Below are 19,830 nucleotides of genomic sequence, written 5' to 3' on the forward strand. Positions count from 1 at the left end.
GAGCTGGTATCGGCCAGCCTAGGCGGTTTCTAGACCAACAGCCCGAATACATCGGGCAATCCGGAGGCGCTGGACGGTGTTCCGGCCCGAACTTTGGCTTATGACCCGCCTTTTGCTGCTGCTCTTCGTGCTCCTTGCCCCTACCCTCGCCCACGCGCAGAAGCGCCCGGCCGAAGCTTTCCCGCTCGCAAAATATCCCGTTTACAACGGCCCCGACCTAGGGCTGACCTTCGACCGCGCCGGGCAGGGCACGCTGCGGGTGTGGGCGCCCACAGCCGAGGCGCTGCGCCTGCGCCTCTACGCGGCCGGCACGGGTGGCACGGCCACCGCTACCCACGAGCTGACGCGCAGCACCAGCGGCACCTGGACCCTGGCGCTGCCCGCCGGCACCACGGGCTTCTACACCGTGCAGGCCACCATCAAGGGCCAAGCTCTGGCCGAAGTGTGCGAGCCCTACGCCCGCGCTGTGGGCATGAACGGACGCCGCGCCGCTTGGCTCGACCCCACTACCGCCGCGCCCGCCGCCTGGGCCGACGACCTGCGCCCCAAGCCCGGCGCGCCCACCGACATTGTAGTGGGTGAAGCCAGCGTGCGCGACCTCTCTAGCGCGCCCACTTCCGGTATTCAGCACAAAGGCCAGTACCTGGGCCTGACCGAAACCGGCACCATCGGGCCGGGCGGCGTGCGCACCGGCTTAGGTCACCTGTTGGAGCTGGGCATCACGCACGTGCACCTGCTGCCAACCTACGATTTCGCGGCCATTGACGAGAGCCTGCCGCCCTCCCCCACCCGCTACAGCTGGGGCTACGACCCGGTGAATTATTTCGTGCCCGAGGGCTCGTACGCCACCGATGCCCTCGACCCCGCCGTGCGCATTCGGGAGTATAAGCAGCTGGTACAGACGCTACACAACCACCAGCTGCGCGTGATTTCCGATGTGGTATTCAACCACGTGGCCGATGCGGGCACCAGCGCCTTCGAGCAGTTAGTGCCGGGCTATTACTTTCGCCACCAGGCCGATGGCTCGTATTCCAACGCCACCGCCTGCGGCAACGAAGTGGCCTCCGAGCGGCCCATGGTGCGCAAGCTCATCGTGGACTGCGTGAGCTACTGGGCGCGGCAATACCACGTCGATGGCTTCCGCTTCGACCTGATGGGCGTGCTCGACCTTGAAACCATGCGCGCCGTGCGCGTGGCCTTGGACCAGCAAGACCACAGCATTTTTGTGTACGGCGAAGGCTGGGCGGCCGGCCCTAGCCCCCTGCCCGAAGCCCAACGCGCCGTGAAGGCCAACGTGGCCAAGCTGCCGCGCATCGCCGCCTTCGGCGACGAGCTGCGCGACGCTATGAAAGGCCACTACGCTCACCAGGCCGAGGGTGGCTTCGCGGGCGGCCAGCCGGGCCTGGAGGAAAGCGTGAAATTTGGCATCGTAGCCGCCACCCAGCACCCGCAGCTCGACTACGCCAAAGTCAACTACAGCAAAGCGCCCTGGGCCAGCCAGCCAAGCCAAGCCATCAGCTACGTGTCGTGCCACGACGACCGGCTGCTGTGGGATAAGCTGGTGGTAGCCCACCCTAGGGCTTCGGAAGAAGACCTCATCAAGCTCGACGTGCTGAGCAATACCATCGTGTTCACCTCGCAGGGCATCCCGTTTCTACCCATTGGCGACGAGTTTTTGCGCACTAAAAAAGGCGCTAGCAACTCCTATAATCTCCCCGACAGCATCAACCAGCTCGATTGGGCCCGCAAGGCCAAGTACCAGCAGGTGTTCACCTTTTATCGCCAGCTGCTGGCCTTGCGCAAGGCGCACCCCGCCTTCCGGCTTCCCACGCAGGAGCTGATTGCGCAGCACTTAAAGTTCTTGCTGGGCCTACCCGCAGGCACCATCGGCTACCAGCTAGTAGACCACGCCGGCGGCGATACCTGGCAGACAATTACGGTGCTTTTTAATGGCACCGGGCAAACGGCAACGTTGCCCGTACCCGCCGGCAAGTACTCAACGGTGTTGCGCGGGTTGGAAATCAACCAGCACGGCCTAGGTCCGGTGGTGAGCCCGGGCGCGGTGGAAGTGCCGGGGTATTCGGCACTGGTACTGGTGCAGTAGAAGCCTATTTGGTATTCACCGCTACCGCTCCTGCATCCGTCCCGCTTGAGTCGGCGCTGCCTTCTTGTGCCTCTACCCAGGCGACAATATTCTTAATATCCTTATCCGATAGCTGCGGAAAGGAGGGCATCTGCTGCTTGCCGTAATCATCGAAAAGCTTTACGGCGTAGGCGTCGCCGCTGGCAATAACCTTGGCTGGGTTATGCACCCACGAAACTAGCCAGGAAGCGGGGCGCCGCTTAGTAATGCCCGCTAATGCTGGCCCTACTACCTTTTCATTGACGGCGTGGCACTGGGTGCAATTGGCTTTGAAGAGCGCATCGCCGGCCTCGATAGCGGCTTTCTCGCCTGGGGCGAGCGGCTTCTTACTTTTTGCGGATACGAGCAGGTCGGTAGAATCAGTTGGGGCCGGCGAGGTGCCTGCACCAGTTGGCTGCGCTTGCTCAGTCTGGGCGTCAGTGGCTGAGAAACCGACCAAGCCCGCGGCGCTCAAACCCAGAAATCCTATTAACACGACGATGAGGCCCATGCCCACAGTCAGGGCGAAGCCGGTCAAATTTGTACGCATGCCACAAGTAGTTAAGTGAGCGATACCCTTCAGCTAGATACTAACCAGCGACGAGGCAATATGCTTACTCCAATGTTAAGTTTTTGATGAGGTGCGGGCTGCAATAAAGGGGCGCTTTTGCCTGCTTTCGCCTTGTCACACTAATCTCATCAACTTTCTTACCACCAATAATATATCTATTAAAAAACGCTGTCCTACTAGCTAGTATAGCTATACTCAACAGTTTTGCCATACTGCGAACCGAGCAGCGTTTCTCGTAATAGCTATGAAGTTTCAGTTAATTATCCAAGCGCAGCGCGCCGTAATTTTGGGAAAATTCTAGGGGTGGGCTCTGGAAATTCACAAAGAGGGTAACTATGAAACAAAACGTACTGATTCCACTGCTGGGCATTGTGTGCCTGGTGGGTAGCCAGTCGGCGCAGGCGCAGGGCGTCACCACGTCGGCCATTAAAGGGCTGGTGCTGGATGCCAAGGGCGAGCCGCTGCCGGGCGCTACGGTGCTAGCCGTGCACCTGCCTACGGGCACCAAATACGGGGTGAGCACCCGCGACAACGGGCAGTTTGACCTGCTGAACCTGCGCATCGGCGGGCCCTACGAGATTACCATCTCGTTTGTGGGCTACGAAACCTTCGTGGAGCGCAACGTGCAGCTGGCGCTGGGCAAAACCTACGAAACCCGCGCCGTGCTGCGCGAGGGCGCCGGCCAGCAGTTGGAGGAAGTGGTGGTGCGCGGCAACCGCGACGGCCAAATCAATCCCGACCGCACGGGGGCGGCAACCAATATCGGCTCGGCGGCCATCCGGTCACTGCCGACCATCAGCCGCTCGCAGGAGGACTTTACGCGCCTCACGCCGCAGGCCAGCGGCAACGGCCTGAGCTTTGGCGGGCGCAACCCGCTGTACAACAACTTCTCGCTCGACGGCTCCATCTTCAACAACTCGTTTGGGCTGGACTCGCCTACCCCCGGCGGGCAAACCAACTCGCAGCCGGTGAGCCTCGATGCCATCGACCAGATTCAGGTGAGCCTGGCGCCGTATGACGTGCGGCAGGGTGGTTTTTCGGGCGCCGGCGTGAACGCTGTGACCAAGAGCGGCACCAACTCCTTCAAGGGCACGGTGTACACGTACTACCGCAACGAGAGCCTGATTGGGCGCAAGGTGGAGGGCGCTGACATCGACAACCCAAGCCTGAAGTTCAACCAGACGGGCTTTGCTCTAGGTGGCCCAATTGTGAAGAACAAGCTGTTCTTCTTCGTCAACGGCGAGTTTACGCGCCAAACCGACCCCGGCCAGACCTTCCGGCCCGCCGCCAGTGCGGCTGAGGCGCAGGCGGCCCTAGGTGGTCAGGTGAGCGGCGTGAGCCGGGTATTAGGGTCCGACCTGGAGGCTATTCGGCAGCGCCTGATTTCGAGCTACGGCTACGACCCGGGCACGTACCAGGGCTTCAACTACCAAACGTATTCAAACAAGCTGCTGGCGAAAATCGACTGGAACATCAACGCGAACAACACCTTTTCGGTGCGGTATAACTACCTGCGCAGCTACCGCCAGCAGGGGCCGCACCCCATTGCCATCGCGCCATCGTCGCGGGTGCCGGGCGTGAACACGTTGCAGTTTTCGAACTCGGGCTACACCATTAACAACAACCTGAACTCGGTGGTAGCCGAGCTGAACAGCACCTTCGGGCGCGGCAAATTCAGCAACAAGGCGCAGGTAAGCTACTCGGCGTTTGACGATTTCCGGGACTTGCCGAGCAGCACGTTCTTCCCGATGATTGACATCACGCAGGGCGGCACGACCTACACCAGCGTGGGCACCGAGCAGTTTTCGGCCAATAACACGCTGAACCAGCACATTTTGCAGCTCACCGACAACCTAAGCTACTTCGCGGGCAAGCACATTTTCACGGTGGGCGCCAACTACGAGCGGTTCAAGTTCGCCAACGGCTTCAACTTGCAGCGCTACGGCTACCAGCGCCTCGAGCTGAGCGATTTCTTCGCCAACACCGTGCCCGGCCGGCCCGGCTTTCTGGACCTGAACGCCCAGGCCGCGGCCGGTGGCCAGGCGCCCATCAAGCAGGCTAACATCGACGTGGCGCAGCTGGGGGTGTACGTGCAGGATGAGTTTCAGCTCAACCCGGCCGTGAAACTGACCCTAGGCGTGCGCGCCGACCTACCGATTTACAACACCACGGTGGCGCCCAACCCGCAGGTGGCGGCGGCTACCTTCCTCACCTCGGAGGGCCAGTCCACGCGCCTCGACGTGACGCAGTTTCCAAAGTCAACGCCGCTGTTTTCGCCGCGCCTAGGCTTCAACTACAACTCGCAGGGCAGCGGGCCGAAGACGCAATTGCGCGGCGGCACGGGCATTTTCACGGGCCGCATTCCGTTCGTCTGGATTTCCAACCAGGCCTCCAACTCGCGGTTTGACAACGGCTACACGTTCCAGATTAACACGACGGGCCGCGACTTCAAGTTTCCGCAGGTGTGGCGCTCGAACTTGGCCGTGGACCAGGAGCTGCCCGGCGGCATCGTGGGCACGATTGAGGCCATTTATGGCAAGGACATCAACGCGGTTATTCACCGCAACTACAACTTCGTGACGCCCACCCAGACGCTGAGCGGCGCCAACGGCGGCGACAACCGCCAGATTTACCCCACCGCTGGCCCGCGCCTCAACTCGTTTACGGGCCCCAACGGGCAGTTCACCTTCCTCGATGCGGGCGTTATTGGGCTCGAAAACACCAACCAGGGCTACCAGTACTCGCTCACCGGGCAGTTGCGCAAGGAGTTTGTGAGCGGCTTCTACATCACGGCGGCCTACACCTACGCCCAGGCTAAGGACGTGACCTCGAACCCCGGCGAGATTGCGGGCGACGCCTACCAGCGCCTGCCCGTGGTGGGCAACCCCAACCAGCCCAAGCTGGCCTACAGCGACTTTGGCTTGCAGCACCGCTTCATCGCGGCGGGCGGCCGGCGCTTCTCGTACGCTAATGACCACATGGCCACGACCCTAGGCTTCTTCTTCGAGGCGGGCCAGGGCAACCGCTTTAGCTACACCTACGCCGGCGACCTCAACCGCGACGGTATCGACGGCAACGACCTGTTCTTCGTGCCCACTGCTCAAAACCAGATTAACCTGGTAGCTTACACCAACGCCGCCGGCCAGGTGGTATCGGCCGCGCAGCAGTGGCAGCAGCTCGACAGCTACATTTCGCAAGACAAGTACCTGAGCCAGCACCGCGGCGAGTACACCGAGCGCAACGGCGCCATCAGCCGCTGGTATACGCAGTTTGATTTTAAAGTACTGCAAGACTTCGCCATCACGACCAGCGGCGGCAAAAAGAACACCTTGCAGTTCAGCTTTGATATTCTGAACGCGGGCAACCTGCTGAACCGCAATTGGGGCAACCGCTACCTGGTGGGCAACAACCGCCTCGTGCAGGCCGCCTACCCCAGCACCACCAGCCCCGACGCGCCGGCCTACACCTTCAACGGCGGCAGCCAAACCTTCTTCACCGATACCAGCCTTGCCAGCCGCTGGCGGGCCCAGGTGGGCGTGCGCTACATCTTCGACTAGTCGCACGGCTTACGCGCTATACCAAAGCCCGGGGGATTCCTCCGGGCTTTTTGGTGCGCCGGCAATTCGCCTAGGGTATTCCTGGCCGAGATTAGCCCGTCAAACTAATCCGTAGATTTTTCCTAAAAACCACCGAACTTCGCGGCCTTCAACGTTTCTTTTCTCATGGCAACATCCACCCTCACCGGCCTGCGCGCCGGCGTACTGCACGGCGACGAAGTGCAGGCTCTCTTCCAGCACGCCAAGGCTAACGGCTACGCCCTACCGGCCGTGAACGTGACCGGCACCGACACCGTGAATGCCGTGCTCGAAGCGGCCCGCGACCTCAACTCGCCGGTTATCATTCAGTTTTCGAACGGCGGCGCCCAGTTCTTCGCCGGCAAAGGTCTGCCCAACGACAAGCAGCAAGCCAGCATCGCGGGCGGCATTTCGGGCGCGCACCACGTGCACCTGATGGCTGAGGCCTACGGCGTGCCCGTGATTTTGCACACCGACCACGCCGCCAAAAAACTCCTGCCCTGGATTGATGGCTTGCTCGACGCGGGCGAGAAATACTTCGCCGAGCACGGCCAGCCGCTCTACAGCTCGCACATGCTCGACTTGTCGGAGGAGCCGATTGAGGAGAACATCGAAACCTGCGTAAAATACCTCGAGCGCATGGCCAAAATCGGCATGACGCTCGAAATCGAGCTCGGTGTGACCGGCGGCGAGGAAGACGGCGTGGACAACTCCGACGTCGATTCTTCGAAGCTCTACACCCAGCCTGAGGAAGTGGCCTACGCCTACGAGCATCTGAATGCCGTGAGCCCGCGCTTCACCATCGCCGCCGCTTTCGGCAACGTGCACGGCGTGTACAAGCCTGGCAACGTGAAGCTGGAGCCCAAGATTTTGCACAACTCGCAGGAATTTCTGCGCCAGAAGCACAACATCGAAGAGGCGCTGCCCATCAACTTCGTATTCCACGGTGGTTCGGGCTCGAGCCAGGCCGAAATCCGTGAGGCCATCGGCTACGGCGCCATCAAAATGAACATCGACACCGACTTGCAGTGGGCCTTCTGGGAAGGCATTCAGCAGTACTACGTGAAAAACGAAGGCTTCCTGCAAGGCCAAATCGGCAACCCCAACGGCCCCGACTCGCCTAACAAGAAGTACTACGACCCGCGCGTGTGGCTGCGCAAAGGCGAAGAAACCTTCGTGAAGCGCCTGAAATCAGCGTTTGAGGATTTGAACGCCGTGAACCGCCGGCCCTAGGTTCGGTTGACTAGGTGTCGAAGCACCCTGACCCGAAAAAGCCCTGCTTGCCTCCCGCAAGCAGGGCTTTTTACTTTTGCCCTCCTACCTGCGCCGCCCATGAAAATCCTGCTAGTCGAAGACGAGCCCAAGCTGGCCTCGTTCATCAAAAAAGGGCTGACCAGCGAGGGCTATGACCTGCTCATCGCCTACGACGGGCAAATGGGCCTCTCGCTGGCCCAGCAGCAGCCCTTCGACCTCATTATCCTCGATGTTAATCTGCCGCTGCTCAACGGCTTTGAACTGTGCCGCCGCATTCGGGCCGATTACCCGCACGTACCGATTATCTTCCTGACCGCTTTTGACAGCCTGGAAGACAAGGTCTTGGGCTTCGAGGCCGGCGCCGACGACTACCTGGTCAAGCCCTTCGCCTTCCAAGAATTATTGCTGCGGGTGCGCGCCCTAGGTCGTCGCCAAACGTCTGCCGAAGCCGTGCGCCACGTTATTAGCTTGGCTGATTTGGAGCTAAACCTCGACGCAAAAGTGGTAACCCGCGCCGGCCAGCGCATCGACCTCACGACTCGCGAGTACGCGCTGCTCGAATATCTGCTGCTCAACCAAGGCCGCATCATTTCGCGGGTGGCCATTGCCGAGCACGTTTGGGATGTGAATTTTGACACTAACACTAACCTCGTGGACGTGTACGTGAGCTACTTGCGCAAGAAGCTGGACCGCGGGTTTTCGCCCAAGCTCATTCATACCGTGGTGGGCATGGGCTACGTGATGCGGGCCGAGTAAGCGCGGTGTACCGTGGACCCTGTGGGTCCGCGAGTGGGCACGACAAGTCAGTTTAAAACCAACCCCTTCACACGCGCGGACCCGCAGGGTCCACGGTACGCCGACACACTATGCTCATTCGCACCAAGCTTATCCTGCGCTTTACCTTACTCGTGGCGGGACTGCTGGTGGGGTTTTCGGCGTTTGTGTACTACTTCCAAGCGGCGGCGCGGCGGCAGCGGTTTGTGCACCGCATGGAAGCCAGCGCCTTGCTGGCGGCGCGGGTGCTCATCCGGAGCGGGCACCCGGCGGGGCCGGTGCACCCGCGCGATTTATTGATGATGACTGGCGAGCGCATCCGCATCCTCAGCCCCGCTGGGCAAGTGCTCTTTGCCGAAGCGGCGGCGGTGCCGGCCGGGCTGGCGGGCCAGCTCGAAAGCACCCGCGTACCCTACACTGCGCAAGGCACCAGGTACCAGGTAGAAATAGCGGCTATCGACCGCCTAGGGCGCTCGCAGCTCGATACGCTACGCCTGATACTGGTGGTGGGCAACGTGGGGGCGCTGCTGCTCATCATCGGAGCGGGGTGGTTTTTTGCCGATGAATTTCTGCGGCCCATTGCCCGCGTGGTCGAGCAGGTCGAGCAGATTACGGCCTCCAACCTCAGCCAGCGGGTGGACGAGGGCAACCGACGCGACGAAATCGCGCGCCTCGCCATCACGTTTAATCAGATGCTGGCCGGCGTGGAGCAGGCGTTTGAGGCGCAGAAAAGCTTTTTATCGCACGCTTCGCACGAGCTGCGCACGCCGCTGGCCACGCTGCTGGGCACGTTGGAAACCTCACTGGCCTACGACGACAACCTAGGCGACAGCAAGGAGAGCATCGAGTCGGGCCTGGAAGACGTGCGCCACCTCATCGCCCTCACCAACGGCCTGCTCACGCTGGCCCGCGCCGATGCGCCCTCGCCGCGCCTGCTGCCCGTGCGCCTCGACGAGTGCCTGACCCAGGCCCTAGGCTACGCCCAGGCCAAATATCCCGGCCGCGACGTGCAGCTGCACGTTGGCCCGGTGCCCGCTGCGGCCGAGCCCTTCAGCCTGCCCGGCAACGCAGAGCTGCTGACCACGGCCCTCTTCAACCTGCTCGACAACGCCTGCAAATACTCGCAAGCGGCCGTGAGTGTAGACCTTAGCTACGCCGACGCCCACACCCTGCGAGTGCGCGTAGCCGACACCGGCCCCGGCATCGCGCCTGCCGACCAGGCGCGGCTGTTCGAGCCACTCTTTCGGGCGCGCAGCGCGGCCGGGCGGCCGGGCTTCGGCCTAGGGCTTCCGTTGACGCAGAAAGTAGTGCGCCTGCACGGCGGGCAATTAGAGATAGAATCGGCGGCGGGCGCGGGCACTACGGCCACCGTGCGGCTGCCGGTGTAGCGCGGACTTTCAGTCCGCGAGTGGGTAGTTACACTGAGCACGCCTCGATACTCGCGGACTGAAAGTGCGCGCTACACTTTTAATCTATTCTAACACCGTTCTCAGACGGTTTTAATGTCGGCGCGGGTGCTTTGCACTATGAACCGCCCCTTACCCCTTGCCGATACCCGCTACCGCGTGCTGGCTGCGCTGCTCGCCGTGGCGCTGCTGCTGTCGGGGGCGCTCAATTGCTACCTGCTGACCCGCGCTGATGGCCTGGCCGCCTACTCTTCGCTGCTCGGTGACGATGACGAGGCCGACGACCTCAGCGCCACCCGCGCCGAGCTCACGCTCACCCAAACCATGCTGGCCCGCTGCCAGGCCGCCAACCTGCGCCGCGACTCGACCAACCTAGCGGTACACCCGCCGGGGCGCTAACGCATGCCTGGCGTTTGCGTACTATTCTAAATTCACGAATTCTACACCTCTCCAAGTGTCTCTTTTTCAATATAAAGTAGCGGGCCACAGCACTATTTTGGCGAGCCTAGCCGCGAGCCTGCTGCTGCTGAGCGGCTGCGGCAAGGGCCAGGCCGAAACCACCAAAGAGGCGGAAGATGCCCCGCCCCAGGTGCCCGTGTTGGCCCTGCGCACCACCGACCAGCGCCTCTACCACGAGCACGTGGCCGACATTCAGGCCAAGCGCAACGTGGAGGTGCGGGCCAAGGTGCGTGGCTTTCTCGACCACATTTTTGTGGATGAGGGCAAGTTTGTGAAGAAGGGCCAGCCGCTGTTTCAGATTAATCCCAGCGAATACCAAAACCAGCTGGCCAGCGCCCGCGCCGCCGAAACCAGCGCCGAGGCCGAAGTAGCCTCCGCCAAGGTGCAGCTCGGGCGCGTGCAGTTGCTGGTGGGCAAAAACATCATCGCCAAGACCGAAACCGACTTGGCGCTGGCCAACCTGCGCACCGCGCAGTCGCACGTGGCCGAAGCCCGCGCCCGCCAAAGCACGGCCCGCCTCAACCTCAATTACACGCTGGTGCGCGCGCCCTTCGACGGCATCATCAACCGCATCCCGCTCAAGGTGGGCAGTCTCATTGAAGACACCACGCTACTCACCACCGTATCGGACCTAGGCGAGGTGTTCGCCTACTTCGAAGTACCGGAGAGTGAGTACCTAGAGATAACGCGCCTGCGCCAAACCCACCCCGAGCGCAGCCGCTCCGACACCATCGCGCTGGTGCTGGCCGACAACAGCCGCTACCCCTACCCCGGCTACATCGAAACCTCGGAGGGCGAGATTGACGAAAACACCGGCTCCATCGCCTTCCGCGCCCGCTTCGACAACCCGCAGCACCTGCTCAAGCACGGTGCCACCGGCCGCGTGCGCCTCGCCAACGTGGTGACTGATGCGCTGCTGGTGCCGCAAAAAGCGGTATTCGAAATTCAGGACAAGAGCTACGTGTATGTGGTTGATAGTAATAACGTTGCTCACTCCCGCGCCTTTGTGCCCGGCAACCGCACCGGCAATGACTACGTGGTAAAAAGCGGCCTTAAGCCCGGCGAGCGCGTGGTTTACGAGGGCACGCAGCAGGTGAAGGACGGCCAGAAAGTGGTGCCGCGCAAGGCTGAGGTACCGCAGGCGCCGGACGTGGCAAAAGTGCGATAATCGGTGTACTGTGGACCCTGCGGGTCCGCGAGTTATTATAAAGTATTCAACGCTAGCCTACTACTCACGCGCGGACCCACAGGGTCCACGGTACATTCTATGTTCGATATCTTCATTCGCCGCCCGGTCCTCTCGCTGGTTATCTCCTTGCTGATAACTCTCCTAGGTGGCCTGGCGCTGTTTCAACTGCCCATCACGCAGTTTCCCGACATCGTGCCACCCTCCGTAACCGTGACGGCGCACTACACCGGGGCCAACGCCGAGGTGTGCGCCAAGGCCGTGGCCACGCCGCTGGAGCGCGCTATTAACGGCGTGCCGGGCATGACGTCGATGACGTCGGTGAACAGCAACGACGGTACCACGCTCATCGAGGTTTTTTTCCAGGTCGGCACCGACCCCGACCTAGCGGCCGTGGCCGTGCAGGGCCGCGTGCAAACTGTGATTGACGAGCTGCCCGAGGAGGTAATCAAGGCCGGCGTGACGGCCGAAAAGGAGGTAAACTCCATGCTACTCTACCTCAACATCACGAGCACCGACAAGGCGGCGGGCGAGAAATTTATTTACAACTTCGCCGATATCAACATCTTGCAGGAGCTCAAGCGCATCAACGGCGTGGGCCTAGCCGAGATTATGGGCGCCCGCGAATACTCGATGCGCGTGTGGCTGAAACCCGACCGCATGGCCGCCTACAACGTGGGCACTGAGGACGTGGTGGCCGCCATCCGGGCCGAAAACGTGGAGGCCGCCCCCGGCAAATCGGGCGAAAGCTCGGGCCGCAAAGCCCACGACCTGCAATACGTGCTGCGCTACACCGGCAAAATGTTCGAGCCCGAGCAGTACCGCAACATCGTGCTGCGCGCCAACCCCGACGGCTCGGTACTGAAGCTCAAGGAGGTAGCTGACATTGAGTTTGGCTCGCTCACCTACGGCATGGTGTCGAAGGAGGACGGCAAGCCCTCGGCGGCCATCATGCTCAAGCAGCGCCCCGGCTCCAACGCCAGCGAGGTTATCGCGGGCGTAAAGGCGCGCATGGCCGAGCTGAAAGAAACCAGCTTCCCGCCCGGCATGACGTACAGCGTGGCCTACGACGTGTCGCGCTTCCTTGACGCTAGTATTCACGAAGTGCTGAAGACGCTGGTCGAGGCGTTTATCCTGGTATTCATTGTGGTGTTCCTGTTTTTGCAGGATTTCCGCTCCACGCTCATCCCAGCGCTGGCGGTACCGGTGGCGCTTATCGGTACGCTGTTCATTATGAGCCTCCTAGGGTTCAGTATCAACCTACTGACGCTCTTTGCCTTGGTGCTGGCCATCGGTATTGTGGTCGATGACGCCATTGTGGTGGTCGAGGCGGTGCACGCCAAGATGCACAATGAGCACCTAGCACCGCGGGAGGCCACTTTCGCGGCCATGCACGAAATCAGCGGGGCCATCGTGGCTATTACGCTGGTAATGACGGCGGTATTCGTGCCCACGTCGTTTTTGAGCGGGCCGGTGGGCGTGTTCTACCGCCAGTTTTCGCTCACGCTGGCCTCGGCCATTTTGATTTCCGCTATCAATGCTTTGACGCTAACGCCGGCCTTGTGCGCGCTGCTGCTCAAGGAAGTGGACCACGACAAAAAACCGGGCTTGATGGGCCGGTTTTTCAACTGGTTTAACGCCCGCTACGACAACCTGGCCGACGGCTACAAGAAGGTGCTGAGCGTGGTGGCGCACCGCCGCGTGGTGACCCTAGGTGCCCTGTTGGTCTTCATCGGGCTGGCTTACGGCACGAGCCAGATTTTGCCCGCCGGCTTCATTCCGACCGAAGACCAGGGCATGATTTACGTGAACGTGACCACGCCCGCCGGCGCCACCGTGGAGCGCACCGAGGAAGTGCTCGACCAAATTCAGCGCGTGGCGGCCAAGCTCAAGCCCGTGGAGTCGGTTTCGACCCTGGCCGGCTACAGCCTGCTCAACGACGTGGCGGGCTCGACCTACGGCATGGGCATGATAAACCTGGCCGCCTGGGAAGGCCGCGAGCAATCAGTAGATGAGCTCATTACCATCCTGCGCGAGAAAACCAAGGGCATTTCCGACGCCAGCATCGAATTCTTCCCGCCGCCTTCGGTGCCGGGTTTCGGCAACGCCAGCGGGGTGGAGCTGCGGGTGCTCGATAAGTCGGGCACCGGCAACTTGCAGCGCACCGCCGAAGTCACCAAAGACTTCATCACGGCCCTCGACAAGACGCCCGCCGTGGGCTCGGCTTTCACCAACTACGACGCCAATTTTCCGCAGTACCTCATCCACGTGGACCAGGAGCAGGCCGCCAAAAAAGGCGTGACCGTGGACCAGGCCATGAGCACCCTGCAAACGATGATTGGCAGCTACTACGCCTCCAACTTCATCCGCTTCGGGCAGCTCTACAAGGTGATGGTGCAGGCCGGCCCCGAGTACCGCGCCAACCCCGAAGACCTGCTGAAGCTGTACGTGAAAAACAACCGCGGCGAGCTCGTGCCCTACTCCACCTTCGTGCGCTTGGAGCGCGTGTACGGCCCCGACCAGCTCACGCGCTACAACATGTACACCTCGGCCATGGTGAGCAGCGAGGCCGCGCCTGGCCGCAGCACCGGCGACGTGATTAAGGCCGTTGAGGAAACCGCTAAGAAGGTACTACCCAAGGGCTACAGCTTCGAGTGGAGCGGCATGACCCGCGAGCAGGTGCTCTCGGGCAACCAGGCCATCTACATTTTCGCGCTGGTTATCGTGTTCGTCTACCTCATTCTGGCCGCGCAGTACGAGAGCTTCCTGCTGCCGCTGCCGGTGCTGCTGAGCTTGCCCACGGGCATTTTTGGGGCCTTCCTGTTCCTGAAAATCCTAGGTCTCGAAAACAACATCTACGCCCAGGTAGCGCTGGTCATGCTCATCGGTTTGCTGGGCAAAAACGCCATCCTCGTCATCGAGGTGGCCGAGCAGCGCCGCCGCGCCGGGGCCTCCGTTTTCGACGCCGTTATTGAGGGCACGCTTTCCCGACTGCGGCCGATTTTGATGACTTCGTTCGCCTTCATCTTGGGGCTGATGCCGCTGGTTATCGCCCACGGTGCGGGTGCCCTAGGTAACCGCAGCATCGGCACGGCGGCGGCGGGCGGCATGCTGCTGGGCACCACGTTTGGGCTGCTGCTAGTGCCGGGGCTCTACGTGATTTTCGCCGGCATGATGCCGAAAGAGGACAAGGAAGAACCGGCCCCAGAAGAGGTAAAGGAGAAAGAGCCGGAACCGGCTCACGCCTAGGCTCGCCGCCTGGGTAACCTCACCCCCCAGCCCCCTCTCCTTGGGGAGAGGGGGAACTAGCTTCTAGTTCTAGATTCTAAAAACTAGGGCTAGTTCCCCCTCTCCCCAAGGAGAGGGGGCTAGGGGGTGAGGTCAACGGGCGGCTAGGGCGGCTCTCAGAGCCAAACGGATTACTGAATTTGAACTACAATGTCTGATGTCTTTAGCTAGATTTTTCACTTCTGCTCTCACCAAAACAAGTCGCGTCCGACTCCCGTCCCCCGCAGGATTCCGCGCATTAAGCGGAGAAGGGCCGGGGGTGGGGCCACATGTCCGCCGAGCCCTAGCGGTAGCAACGGGCGTTTTCCTGTTCAGCGCCTGCCAGCTTTCCGCGCCCCGCTCCTACCCCGCCGCTACCCCGCTGCCGACTTCCTACGGCCCTCCCGCACCCAATGATAGCACCAGCATCGGCGATTTGTCGTGGAATAAGTTTTTTGCTGACCAAACCCTCGTAGGGCTCATCGACACGGCCTTACAGTATAACCTAGATATTCGCCAGGCCAGCCAGCGCGTGGAGCAGCAGCGCGCCAACGTGCTCGAGCGCCGCGCCGCCCTGCTGCCTAGCGTCAATGCCACCGGCTCGGCGGGCTTCGACCGTTACGGCCGCTACACGTTGAATGGCGTGGGTAACTACGACACCAACTTGTCGCAGAATATCGACGGTAATCAAGCTATCCCGACCGGCTTCACGCCTGACTACTTCCTAGGTTTGCGTAGCTCGTGGGAGGTGGACTTGTGGGGCCGTTTGCGCAGCTTGCGCAACGCCGCCCAGGGCCGTTTACTAGCTTCGGAACAGGGCCGGCAGTTGGTCGTAACCGGCATCATTGCTGAGGTGGCTAATAATTATTATGAGCTGCTGACTTTTGATAACCAGTTAGCTACGCTGCAGCGCAACCTTATTTTGCAGGAACGGGCGTTTGAGATTACCAAAGTGCAGAAGCAGGCTGGCCGCGCCACCGAGCTAGCCGTGCAGCAGTTTCAGGCGCAGGTGCTGCGCACCCGCAGCCTGGCCTTCGAAACCCGGCAGCGCATCACCGAAACCGAAACCCAGCTCAACCAGCTCATGGGCCGCTACCCGCGCCGCATTGCCCGGCCTACCGAGCTAGCCGAGGTGCAGGTGCCCCGGCGCCTGCTGGCCGGCGTGCCCGCCCGCCTGGTGCTGCGCCGCCCCGACGTGCGCCAGGCCGAGCTGGCGCTGGCCGCCTATGGGGCTGACCTCTATGCGGCCCGCGCCGCCTTTTTGCCGGCCCTCACGCTCACGCCCTACGTTGGGGTCAATGCCTTTCGGTCGTCGCTGCTTTTCCAGCCCAGCTCCATAGTAGCGGGCTTCTTGGGCGGGTTGAGCGCGCCTATTCTCAACCGCCGGGCTCTGCGGGCTGACCGCAACCGCGCCACCGCCGCCAGCCTCGAAGCCTACTACGCCTACCAGCAAGCGCTGCAAACCAGCGTGCGCGAGGTCACCAATACCCTGCGCGGCGTAGCCAACTACGACAGCGCCCTCACCCTGCGCCGCCGCGAAGTGGACGTCCTGCGTGGCGCCGTCGAAACCGCCTCGCTGCTGCAATACACCGGCTACGCCACGTACCTCGAAATCATCACCGCGCAGCGCAGCGTCCTCGATGCCGAGCTGAGCCTGGCCGAGCTACGGCGCACGCAGCTGCTGCAAGCCGTGGCCTTGTACCGCGCCTTGGGCGGCGGCTGGAACACGCCGGTGCGCCAGCCCTAAAACCACGGCCGAGCCTACTGCGTACCTAGCAGCTAGCGCCACGGCGGCGGGTGCCGGAACTTTCCGCCCGCCGCCTGGGTACTTTTATACTATGGAAGTTGGTTGCTACACTTTAGCGGAGGCCACGGCCGCCGCGCCTTTTCTCGACTACGCCGTGTGCCTCGATGACTCGGCCCGCCCCGCCAACCACAGCGGCGACTGGCCAGTGCAGGGCCGCGCATACCCCGTGCGCGTGGTAGAAAGCCGCCTCGAAGGCATCCCGCTGGTGCACGTGCTCACGTTCGTGGGCGAGGCACCGTATTATAATGCTTTCGCCCCCCATCGGTTTCAGATTACGCATCGCCTGTATCTTAACTAGTTAAGGTTTTTTACAAAAACGCGCGTTCGTAATGCTGAACGCAGTGAAGCATCTTGCGTGGCGCAGTAAAACCTAACGCCTAGGTTTACTGCGCCACGCAAGATGCTTCACTGCGTTCAGCATAACATTGCTTTATGGCAGATGACAAACTCCTAGCCTTTGGGCATGCCGCCGGTCACTTCCAGTAGGCTGCCGGTCGAGTAACTGCCATCTTGCGAGGCGAAGTAGACGTAGGCGGGCGCTAGCTCCTCGGGCTGGCCGGGGCGGCCCAGCATGGTTTCGTCGCCAAACTTGGCGAGGTCTTCCTTGAGCATGGTACCGGGAATAAGCGGCGTCCAGATGGGGCCGGGCAGCACGGCGTTTACCCGGATTTTCTTGTCGCCTAGGTAGGCGGCCAGGCTCTTGGTGAAGGTGTGGATGGCGCCCTTGGTAGCAGCGTAGTCCACCTGATGCTTATTACCGACAAGACCCGCAATGCTACCAGTGTTGATGATGGCATCGCCCTCCTTCAAAAACGGAATAGCGGCCTGCGCCATAAAAATGTAGCCCTTAATGTTGGTGTCGAAGGTGCGGTGAATGTTCTCCTCCGGAATGGTTTCGAAGTGCTCGTAGCCCTTCTGGTACGCGGCATTGTTCACCAAAATATTGAAGCCGCCCAGCTCGGCGTGGGTGCGGCGCACGGCCTCGCGGCACTCGGTGGCCGAGCGCACATCGGCCTGAATGGCCAAAAACTTGCGGCCCTGGGCCTCTACGGCTTTGCCCACCACGGCGGCATCTTCGGCATTGGTCTGGTAGATGACGGCTATGTCGGCGCCTTCCATGGCGTAGGCCAGGGCTACGGCGCGGCCGATGCCCGAGTCGCCACCCGTGATGAGGGCCACTTTGCCGGTGAGCTTGTAGTTCGACATGTCCCAGTCGGGCTGCTCCTGCATGTCCGCTTCGCTCGTGGGGTAGGCCATGGGCTTAGGGCTGATTTCGCTGTTGGTCGGCCGGGGTTCGTTCTGTTCAGTACTCATAGCTGCGAATAGTTAGTTACAGCCCTGCGTACGGCCTCTAGCCACCCAAGGCTGGCCAATACCAAAATCTTATTAGTGCCTGCCTAGGTAGCGGCAGCGCTTATTTTAGAGGCCACACGGCGTATAAACCCGCCGCTACCAGCGCCCCAACGAGGGTATTCAAAAAGTTAACCCCGTCATTGGGCAAGTAGTGGCGGCGCTCCAGGGTGGCGCCCAATACTGAGTCGCCCAGGTTGCCCGCCGTGCCAGCCAGCAGCAAGATGCCAAAGGCCGGGTACCAGCCCTCGGCTGCGCAGTATACGCTGGCCAGCAGCGCACTACCCGCCAGCCCCAGCAGCGTGCCCTCGGCGCTGATGACACCATCGAGCCCGCGCTGGTCGGGCTTGAACGTCAAGATATTGACGTAGCGCCGGCCGTAGAGATTGCCCAGCTCCGAGGCCAGCGTGTCGGCCGTGGCGGCGGCAAAGCCGCCCGCCAGCATGAGGCGGCCCAGCGGCGCAAACGCGGGCACCAGCCAGGCGCCCAGGCCCAGCAAACCGGCCAGGCCGGCATTGGCCAGCACCTGCCCGGCCGTGCGGCGGCCCTTGTTGGCCTCGGCCAGCCCCAGGCGGCGCTTGTCGGCCACGCGCCAGGCCGAGGCCGCCGTGCCCAGCCCAAAAAACGTGGCCAGCAGCCCTAGGCCCATAAAACCGGCCCCTAGGTAGATGCCCACGCCTAGCACGCCGCCCGTCCACACGGCCGCCGTGGTGAGCTTGCCGGCCCGCGCGCTGTAGGCCATGCCCAAGCCCAGCAGCCCCACTACCAGCAGGAGGCGGGGCAGCGCGGGCATCTGTAAATCAAGTAATTGCACGGGTTATTCGCAGCTGATTGGTGGCACCGGGCAAAACCTAGGTGGCAGCCGCGCCACAAAGAAAGCCTCCGGCGCCATGCGAAAGAACTTCGCAGCAGCGCCGGGGGCTTGGCAGGCTGGTGGCGCGGGCCCTAGGCGAGCCCGCGCAGCAATTAATACTTGGTAGCCAGCTCGGGCAGCAGGCGGTTAATAACACTGTAGTTGAGGCCGGTCCAGTACTCGGAGCGAGCCACGTCGATGAACGTAGCTTCGTCGGCCGCGATGGTACGGTACTCGTCGCTCACTAGGTAGTCCTCTACATCATTCATCGAGGCGAAGGCGAATACCGAAATTGCATCAATCAGCTCGCCTTCGGGGTCGGGCTGCTGGGTCGAGCCGATGTTGTGCAGCTGGGCGTAGCGGCGCACGTAGGTGTGGGTGGCCGGCTGGGCCAGCACCAGCGGCGCGTGCTGCCGCAAGAGCCGCTCTTGAAACTCTTCCCGGCTCAGCTCAGGCCGCCGGTAGTGGATTTTGACCAGGCTAAGCGGGTCGCGGTGCTGCGCGCTGGGCAGCAGAATGTACTCGCGGGCAATTTCGCGGGTCACCAGGCGAAACACCGTTTGCTCGTCGGCAATAATACGCTTGTCGTACTGCTCCTGCTTCAGCACGCGCTTGATGTCGGCCTCCGCCGCGTAGGCGATGTAGGCAAAGCCATCGAAGCGCGGGCGCACGTAGGCGGGCACCTGGGCGTAGGGGTCGGCCACGAGCTTGCCATTATCCTGCGTCATGGCCCGGTAGGGCGGGTGGAAATTGGACGACGGGCCGCCCGCCACGCGGTGCACCTGGTCGTAGCGCAGCACTAGCTCATTCTCAGTGCCCGGCTCCTCGTAGGCGAATTTGGGGCCGTGCACCTTGCGCCAGTACTCATCCCAGTGCTCAAAATCGAGGTTGGGATTGCTCTCCAGCGCGATTTCGGCGGGCTCCGCATCGGGGTTTTCGATACCCTCGCCGCGGCGGTCACGGGTGGCACCCTCGTCGATGGTGCGCTCGGTGCGGGGCGTGGTATCGGCCCGCGTGAGGAACGTGGGCGTGACGATGAGCGGCGCCGTGGTGGTGTGGTAGCTGCTGAGCGCGGGCGGCCGGTGGCCATTGTCGGCGCGGTCGTCGGCGGCAGCTAGGCTATTAGGTTGGGTTGACATAAAGGCTGATTAGGAAGAGGAGGAATGAATTAATTAAAAATTACAAATGAAGAATTAAAAATTTGTA

General features: G+C 62.0%; 14 protein-coding genes. 10 read left to right on the top strand and 4 right to left on the bottom strand.

Features of this window, described 5'->3' with window-relative positions:
• Positions 1–100: 100 nt before the first annotated feature.
• The gene (gene pulA / locus ACFSDX_RS17350) at positions 101–2,104 is read left to right on the top strand and encodes a type I pullulanase (RefSeq protein WP_382315810.1); all 2,004 of its coding nucleotides are present in this window, start codon (positions 101–103) and stop codon (positions 2,102–2,104) included.
• A 4-nt stretch (positions 2,105–2,108) separates the two neighbouring features.
• Here pulA and ACFSDX_RS17355 read toward each other — a convergent pair whose 3' ends face one another.
• Positions 2,109–2,672, bottom strand: a complete 564-nt coding sequence (locus ACFSDX_RS17355; protein ID WP_382315812.1) for a c-type cytochrome — start codon at positions 2,670–2,672, stop codon at positions 2,109–2,111.
• A gap of 356 nt (positions 2,673–3,028) precedes the next feature.
• Here ACFSDX_RS17355 and ACFSDX_RS17360 point away from each other — a divergent pair, with 356 nt between their 5' ends.
• The 9 genes from ACFSDX_RS17360 to ACFSDX_RS17400 all read left to right on the top strand — a co-directional run bounded on the left by ACFSDX_RS17360 (position 3,029) and on the right by ACFSDX_RS17400 (position 16,719).
• Entirely contained in the window at positions 3,029–6,250 is a 3,222-nt protein-coding gene (locus tag ACFSDX_RS17360; protein WP_382315814.1) for a TonB-dependent receptor, read from the top strand.
• Positions 6,251–6,415: 165 nt separating this feature from the next.
• Positions 6,416–7,501 carry a class II fructose-bisphosphate aldolase gene (gene fbaA / locus ACFSDX_RS17365; RefSeq protein ID WP_382315816.1) on the top strand — a complete coding sequence of 362 codons (1,086 nt, stop codon included), beginning with the start codon at positions 6,416–6,418 and terminating at the stop codon, positions 7,499–7,501.
• Between the two features lie 99 nt (positions 7,502–7,600).
• Positions 7,601–8,278, top strand: coding sequence for a response regulator transcription factor (locus ACFSDX_RS17370; protein ID WP_382315818.1), 678 nt, complete (start codon positions 7,601–7,603; stop codon positions 8,276–8,278).
• Between the two features lie 110 nt (positions 8,279–8,388).
• On the top strand, positions 8,389–9,684 hold the full coding sequence (locus tag ACFSDX_RS17375) for a sensor histidine kinase (RefSeq protein ID WP_382315820.1): 1,296 nt from the start codon (positions 8,389–8,391) through the stop codon (positions 9,682–9,684).
• 138 nt (positions 9,685–9,822) lie between these two features.
• Positions 9,823–10,101: a hypothetical protein gene (locus ACFSDX_RS17380; protein WP_382315822.1), complete on the top strand. Its 279-nt coding sequence runs from the start codon at positions 9,823–9,825 to the stop codon at positions 10,099–10,101.
• A 55-nt stretch (positions 10,102–10,156) separates the two neighbouring features.
• The gene (locus ACFSDX_RS17385) at positions 10,157–11,329 is read left to right on the top strand and encodes an efflux RND transporter periplasmic adaptor subunit (RefSeq protein ID WP_382315824.1); all 1,173 of its coding nucleotides are present in this window, start codon (positions 10,157–10,159) and stop codon (positions 11,327–11,329) included.
• A gap of 99 nt (positions 11,330–11,428) precedes the next feature.
• A complete protein-coding gene (locus ACFSDX_RS17390) occupies positions 11,429–14,596 on the top strand; it encodes an efflux RND transporter permease subunit (protein WP_382315826.1) in 3,168 nt (1,055 codons plus the stop codon).
• Between the two features lie 298 nt (positions 14,597–14,894).
• Positions 14,895–16,361 (top strand): efflux transporter outer membrane subunit, encoded by a 1,467-nt coding sequence (locus ACFSDX_RS17395; protein ID WP_382315828.1) that lies wholly within the window; start codon positions 14,895–14,897, stop codon positions 16,359–16,361.
• A 91-nt stretch (positions 16,362–16,452) separates the two neighbouring features.
• Entirely contained in the window at positions 16,453–16,719 is a 267-nt protein-coding gene (locus ACFSDX_RS17400; protein ID WP_382315829.1) for a hypothetical protein, read from the top strand.
• A 152-nt stretch (positions 16,720–16,871) separates the two neighbouring features.
• Here ACFSDX_RS17400 and ACFSDX_RS17405 read toward each other — a convergent pair whose 3' ends face one another.
• The 3 genes from ACFSDX_RS17405 to ACFSDX_RS17415 form a co-directional block, all read right to left on the bottom strand.
• On the bottom strand, positions 16,872–17,735 hold the full coding sequence (locus ACFSDX_RS17405) for an SDR family oxidoreductase (protein WP_382315831.1): 864 nt from the start codon (positions 17,733–17,735) through the stop codon (positions 16,872–16,874).
• 100 nt (positions 17,736–17,835) lie between these two features.
• Entirely contained in the window at positions 17,836–18,564 is a 729-nt protein-coding gene (locus ACFSDX_RS17410; protein WP_382315833.1) for a DUF92 domain-containing protein, read from the bottom strand.
• Positions 18,565–18,737: 173 nt separating this feature from the next.
• Positions 18,738–19,763, bottom strand: a complete 1,026-nt coding sequence (locus ACFSDX_RS17415; RefSeq protein WP_382315835.1) for an EthD domain-containing protein — start codon at positions 19,761–19,763, stop codon at positions 18,738–18,740.
• Positions 19,764–19,830: the final 67 nt, after the last annotated feature.

The organism is Hymenobacter bucti, from assembly GCF_042681145.1.
Lineage (GTDB): Bacteria > Bacteroidota > Bacteroidia > Cytophagales > Hymenobacteraceae > Hymenobacter > Hymenobacter bucti.